Origin of the sequence: Paenibacillus sp. cl130 (assembly GCF_900116035.1) — a bacterium.
GTDB classification, from domain to species: Bacteria; Bacillota; Bacilli; order Paenibacillales; family Paenibacillaceae; genus Paenibacillus; species Paenibacillus polymyxa_B.
On the sequence record NZ_FOYG01000020.1, the window covers coordinates 1 to 5,876 of the forward strand.

The window sequence follows — 5,876 nt, forward strand, 5'->3', positions numbered from 1 at the left end:
TTTACTTTCGTCCCATGATCAGCGCGGCTTGCTTTAAAATGTCATTCTCCATGAGCAGTTGCTTGTTCTGTTTTCGAAGCTCGATCAGTTCTAATTCCTCTGGAGTTCGGTTGTCTTTCTCTTTGAAGGATCCAGATGTGGAACTCTGTTTCACCCATTTATCTAACGATGAAGGATTCAAATCATACTCTTGAATGATATCCTTTCGCGGTTTACCACTCTGATAGAGTTGAACCATCTGTGCTTTAAATTCAGCGCTAAAGGTACGTCTTTCTTTTTTAGTCATCGTCCGTTCGCTCCTTCTAGAATTTATCTGTAGTCTACTATATTAGACCACAATTTTTCTGTCTAGAAGAGTGTAGCCGATCCATTATCGACACTCGCATCCTAGATGGATTAATGCATAACAGCATAAGAAAATTAAAGCTTGTAGAGTGTCAAAGCTAGCCTTGCTCAAAAGTGTGTTCTATTGATCAAATTGCGTAGAGTCGAAGAGCGCAACAAATTATTTCATTTTGTTTAAAAAAGCTACTGCAATTGTATACATTTGTTTATCCAAAAAAATCCGCATCTGCTTTGTCAAAGCGCTAAGAACAGTATTTATTTAAAAAATATCCCCTTATATTTCAAACACAAATCTCTATCTTAAAGGTATATATCCAACTAATTTAATTTCCATACCATTGATATATGTATAACTTAACTTAGATAAATAAAAACAAGAACTGCTTAACAGACCGTGATGCTAGACTAAAAAGTGGACACCGAGAATCGAGAATGCGAGAATAAAATCAAATTCATTCGAGGTGCGTCCCTATGAGTAAAAACTACGACAAGGCTTTTAAAGTGCAAACCGTTCAAATGATTCAAGAAGAAGGTAAACCTGTCTCTCAAGTGGCGAGAGAATTGGGCATCTCCGCGAACACGCTGTATCGTTGGGTAGCTGAACACAACCAAGATGGGAAACAGGCTTTCCCTGGCAGTGGGAACCTGAAGCCAGAGGATCAAGCCACAAGAGAACTCCACAAACGCATTCGTGATCTGGAAGAGGAGAACGATATTCTAAAAAAGGCGATGCACTACTTTGCCAAAGACCGACGCTGATCTTTTCTTTTATATATGATCACCGCTTCCAGTGTCGTGTTGCAAAGATGTGTGCGGTGTTTGGTGTTTCACGAAGCGGCTATTACAGATGGGCACAAACTCGAACGATTCATAAAGAACGACAAAAACAACGGGAAAAGCTCTTACAACGTATCCGCCGGATCTTCTTGGATTCACCCGTTTGTATGGCAGCCGGAAGATTCATAAAGCTTTGGTTCAGCAAGGAGTTGTCGTGTCAGAAAAAACGGTCGTGCGAATCATGAAGGAGCTTGGCTTAACGTCCAGAACCGTGAAAAAATACAAAGCAACTACGAACTCCAAACACCAACTGCCTGTTCATGAGAACCTTTTAAACCAGCAGTTTGTTGCTGAGGCTCCAAACGAGGTGTGGATGACGGATATTACGTATATTCCCACCGATGAAGGCTGGCTTTATTTGGCGAGCGTGATGGACTTGTACAGCCGCAAAATCGTAGGATTCCACATGGATTCTCAGATGACTAAAGAGTTAGTCATTCAGGCCCTTGACCAAGCCTACCGTGTCCAACGACCGGGCAAAGGGGTTCTGCATCATTCGGATCGAGGGAGCCAATACGCATCTCACGAGTATCAAGCTAAGCTGGTTAAATACCCTATGAAAGGCAGCATGAGCCGCAAGGGGAACTGTTATGACAACGCCTGTATCGAATCCTTTCACAGCGTTCTAAAGAAGGAACTGATTTACTTAGACCACTACAAAACCCGTCGTGAGGCAAAGAAGCAGATTTTCGAATATATTACATGCTTTTATAATGGAAAACGAATCCACTCTTCCCTAGGTTATGTATCTCCAAATCAGTATGAACGATTGTACCGAAAAACCGCTTGAAGTTCTCGACTTTGGGTGTCTATTTTATTGACAGTAGTCCACCGTCCTTGTTTTAAAAGTGTAATGTTTTAATTTTTTTCATCACTTCCAAATATTAATTTATCATAATAATCCCTTTTTCCATCAATTAGTTTTGAAATGGTTTCATCTATTTCTTCTAGAGATTCACAAAACTGTTTGTCTAGTTCATACTCAGCTTTATTTATCCTACCATTAATAGTGCCATCATAGTCGTAGGGATACCAAGTCACTACTCCTCTTTTCTGATTCAGTAATGCTCTAGGCACTACTTGAGCCGATCCAATTTCGTTGTATTCATCAATCGATATATCATAACCACTCATTCTAATGTCTAACTTATCAACTATTCTAATCATTCTTTTTATATCTTGTCTAGATTTCCAATAATCCCATCTTAAATTATGTGGAATCAAGATGTACCTTTCAACCGAGTTAGTAGTTGTATTACCGATTTTTATACTAACTATTACTATAACATTAGCCTTTCCTTCTTCTCCAGATTGGTCACTCTTGAAATCATCAAAAGTTTTTAGAAAATAAACGTGAAGTGCATCTCTATAACTATAAATGCTCAACTCATCAATAAGCCTGCTGAACAAGTTGATAAATGCTCCAGTACACTTATAAAAATCTAATGTATCATAAATATACCTGCTTGAATAAACGTCGTCGGCTCTGTCAAACCAACTTCTCCTAATACCAAATTTAGTGGAAACCCAATCTAACAACTCATCATTAAGTTTAGGAATAATTGATTCCTCACCAGCTACATCTACATAATTTATGTTGAATTCCTTATCAATAAAGGAAGGTAATTGTCCCCTGCTGACTCCATGTTTTTCAAAAATAAAAAAGAATTTATTTATCAATTCACTTAAAGGACTTTTTTTCTCTAGTTCCGTTTCTGTTTCTTTGTAAACATTCGTTACATTATTATTAACTAAAACAGTCCCATCTGATTGAATATTATTATTCCCACTTTGATATTTAATAGCTGGATTCTTTGGAACATCCTTTTTTCTAAAAAAATTAATTATTGCTCCTATTACTACAACACCAATTCCAGAAAATATCCAGTCTTTATTTGAAATTAAATAGTTCATTCTAACCTCCAATTTGAGATTCGACAACCTATTCTAAAAACTCTTCATTTAACAATGTTCATCAAATAAATGTGCCAACTACATTTCAATTCCAACCACAACAGGGTGGTTCATCACCCCGCTCACATCCCCTTCAACATTTTTGAGGCTTTTCCTAAAAAAATTGAGTATTAACATAAAACAAAAAAAGACGGAGGTACGATTTTATATGGTGTCTTCGTTTACTAAATCATTAAAGATATATAGCATTCTTTATACAAGTTAATTTGTTATATCCCTTGATCTTGATTCCAGTTTATCTTTTATACTCACGATATTACCAGTGTACAAAACCTCAGTTTGTAGGTATCCTTCTTCTAATCCTAGTAACTCCTCGACTTCTTCCCGTAGCAAGCTCAGCCCATAATGTTGGGACAGTTTTTGCATAAATCCTTCCCCAGAAATATAGTCATTTTCAATTAGTAGCTCTATAGCTTGCTTCATAGAAACGGGATCTTTCAAATCTTTTACATCATCTAAAGGTTCTTTTGTTCTCCAACCTTTATGACTTATAGATCGTTGCATGTACTGGTATGTTCCTTCATTTATAGCCCCTAGCTTATAGGCTCGCATTACCATTGCTCCAATAGATACACACCATTTTTTCTTAAGAAGCTTATAGTACATAAGATCATTTGGATGAATAGATACATCCCTCAGGAAGCTTTCCTTTGGTAGAAGAAACGCTGCTGCAAAATCATTTGCCTCCTGCTCAATTTGCTTGAATTCTTCCTTACTCAAGTCATCAACATTCAAGTGTGGATCATGCAAAACTTTATGTCCTAACTCGTGGGCCACATCGAATTGCCGTCTGTAAAAAGATTTTTTATCATTCCCAAGAACAATTGAATAATACTGCTTGCCACCTATCTCATGTTGAGATCCAAATGCGTCAATTGTCTTATTACCTAACATCAATGAAGATATAACAAAACCCTTGGTTTCAAGTAAGTAAATAATGTCTTTGACTGGTTTATCACCAAGAGACCAAGCATCTCTTACCTTCCCAGCAACTTCTTCTACACTTTCTATATCCTGATCTGAAAAGTCCGGTACATCAAGTTCTGGAAAATCCACATACTCTTCCAACAAGGCTCGAATAATAGTTAAATACTTTACTCGATCATATTGCATCTCTCTTTCTTTTTTTCCTGTAGTCAGCAATGATCGAAAATATGTGCTACCTGTTTTAACCTCAACAGAAGTCTCATAAAAATATTCTTTAGGGAATTTTAGAATATTAGTTATAAGTAGCAGTGAGTCTAAGGTAGGGACTGCTTTGTCATTCTCATACTTTGAAATCATCTGTTTGCTAACCTCTAGTTCATTAGCTAAGTCTGTAATTGTTAGGCCACGGTATATCCTTCCCTCTCTTAATCTGGAACCATTAAACTGTCTTTGTATCATTAAAATTCCTCCTTATATCGAGGAATGTTAACCTTTATCTTCCTCTTTAGTATGCTCTTCATCCAACTTCTTCTTAGCAATTCCTTGATCAAAGTGTTCTTTCCGTTTCTTAATCGAAAGTTTTATTTTAGGTATAATATCCATTTTTCCCGCAAATTCCTCATCCAAAACAACCAAATCACTATACTCATCCTTCGATACATACATTGACCAGTCAACTTTATCGACTAATTCAAAATATCGGTTATATAACCGTGCTTCCACGCCTACCATTCTGTTTCCAATTTCTTGAGCGATTACAAAGATTACTTGCTTAACCAAAGGGTACTCTTCGCCGAGTATTCTTTGTACTTCCATAAGTCTTTTACTCTCATATTCATCTGTCAGCGTTTCAAATAAGGTTATTTGTTGTTTATTAAACTCTAAAGGTCCGCTGTTTAATGAAACAAACGCGTGAAAGTAATGTATCTTCTTCTTCCCAAAGTTCTTTATTACCGTATCTACATTCTTTTCCTTCGAAAAAATATACAGGCTTCCTGTATTGAGATCTAAAACACAAATAAAAGTCCATATGCCCCCTCTTTTTCTAGTAAGGACAACCAAATCATTCTGTAGGGCCACTTGTTTAATACGATCAAATCGTTTATCCCATGATCCTCCATGCTTAAAGTTACCCGTATCCAAACCGTACTCTTTTTTTATTTCATTTATGACACCATCAGTCCCCTCCGTAAAGGAACCGACTAATAATTCAGCCACAGAACTATTCAAACCTAATCGATTTAGCATTAATAATCCACCTCCAAAGCAAAAGTGATTCCAATCGTTCTAATGATACTACATATAATCGGAAAAAGTAAACCTTTCTTGCTATATTTAAAATCTTTCTCCTCAGCATTCTATTTTTTTGAAAGTTTATTCTCAACTATTAAAAAAAGTTGCTCTTCTCCTTTTATTTTTTCCATTGGATCGGCTACACTCTTCTAGACAGAAAAATTGTGGTCTAATATAGTAGACTACAGATAAATTCTAGAAGGAGCGAACGGACGATGACTAAAAAAGAAAGACGTACCTTTAGCGCTGAATTTAAAGCCAGATGGTTCAACTCTATCAGAGTGGTAAACCGCGAAAGGATATCATTCAAGAGTATGATTTGAATCCTTCATCGTTAGATAAATGGGTGAAACAGAGTTCCACATCTGGATCCTTCAAAGAGAAAGACAACCGAACTCCAGAGGAATTAGAACTGATCGAGCTTCGAAAACAGAACAAGCAACTGCTCATGGAGAATGACATTTTAAAGCAAGCCGCGCTGATCATGGGACGAAAGTAAA

The 5,876-nt window shown here is 36.7% G+C and carries 3 protein-coding genes and 3 pseudogenes; 2 read left to right on the top strand and 4 right to left on the bottom strand.

Translation table 11 applies throughout. The annotated features are described in order from the left end of the window. Window positions 1–4: 4 nt before the first annotated feature. A pseudogene (locus tag BM358_RS27080) lies at window positions 5–286 on the bottom strand (transposase); the annotation flags it as partial. Window positions 287–816: 530 nt separating this feature from the next. On the opposite strand from BM358_RS27080, the pseudogene BM358_RS26100 reads away from it, so the two are divergent. Then, window positions 817–1,972, top strand: a pseudogene (locus BM358_RS26100) (IS3 family transposase). A gap of 68 nt (window positions 1,973–2,040) precedes the next feature. Here BM358_RS26100 and BM358_RS26105 read toward each other — a convergent pair. The 3 genes from BM358_RS26105 to BM358_RS26115 all read right to left on the bottom strand — a co-directional run bounded on the left by BM358_RS26105 (window position 2,041) and on the right by BM358_RS26115 (window position 5,331). After that, the gene (locus BM358_RS26105; RefSeq protein ID WP_049828501.1) at window positions 2,041–3,096 is read right to left on the bottom strand and encodes a hypothetical protein; all 1,056 of its coding nucleotides are present in this window, start codon (window positions 3,094–3,096) and stop codon (window positions 2,041–2,043) included. Window positions 3,097–3,357: 261 nt separating this feature from the next. Continuing rightward, window positions 3,358–4,542, bottom strand: a complete 1,185-nt coding sequence (locus tag BM358_RS26110; protein ID WP_049828500.1) for a helix-turn-helix domain-containing protein — start codon at window positions 4,540–4,542, stop codon at window positions 3,358–3,360. A 27-nt stretch (window positions 4,543–4,569) separates the two neighbouring features. After that, window positions 4,570–5,331, bottom strand: a complete 762-nt coding sequence (locus tag BM358_RS26115) for a DUF5986 family protein (RefSeq protein ID WP_028542663.1) — start codon at window positions 5,329–5,331, stop codon at window positions 4,570–4,572. Between the two features lie 260 nt (window positions 5,332–5,591). Here BM358_RS26115 and BM358_RS26120 point away from each other — a divergent pair. Further along, window positions 5,592–5,872, top strand: a pseudogene (locus BM358_RS26120) (transposase); the annotation flags it as partial. Between the last annotated feature and the right edge of the window lie 4 nt (window positions 5,873–5,876).

Bases quoted from the DNA above. Each gene is read 5' to 3' on its own strand.
- BM358_RS26115 (WP_028542663.1), bottom strand. From the start codon at position 5,331: ATGCTAAATCGATTAGGTTTGAATAGTTCTGTGGCTGAATTATTAGTC.
- BM358_RS26110 (WP_049828500.1), bottom strand. From the start codon at position 4,542: ATGATACAAAGACAGTTTAATGGTTCCAGATTAAGAGAGGGAAGGATA.
- BM358_RS26105 (WP_049828501.1), bottom strand. From the start codon at position 3,096: ATGAACTATTTAATTTCAAATAAAGACTGGATATTTTCTGGAATTGGT.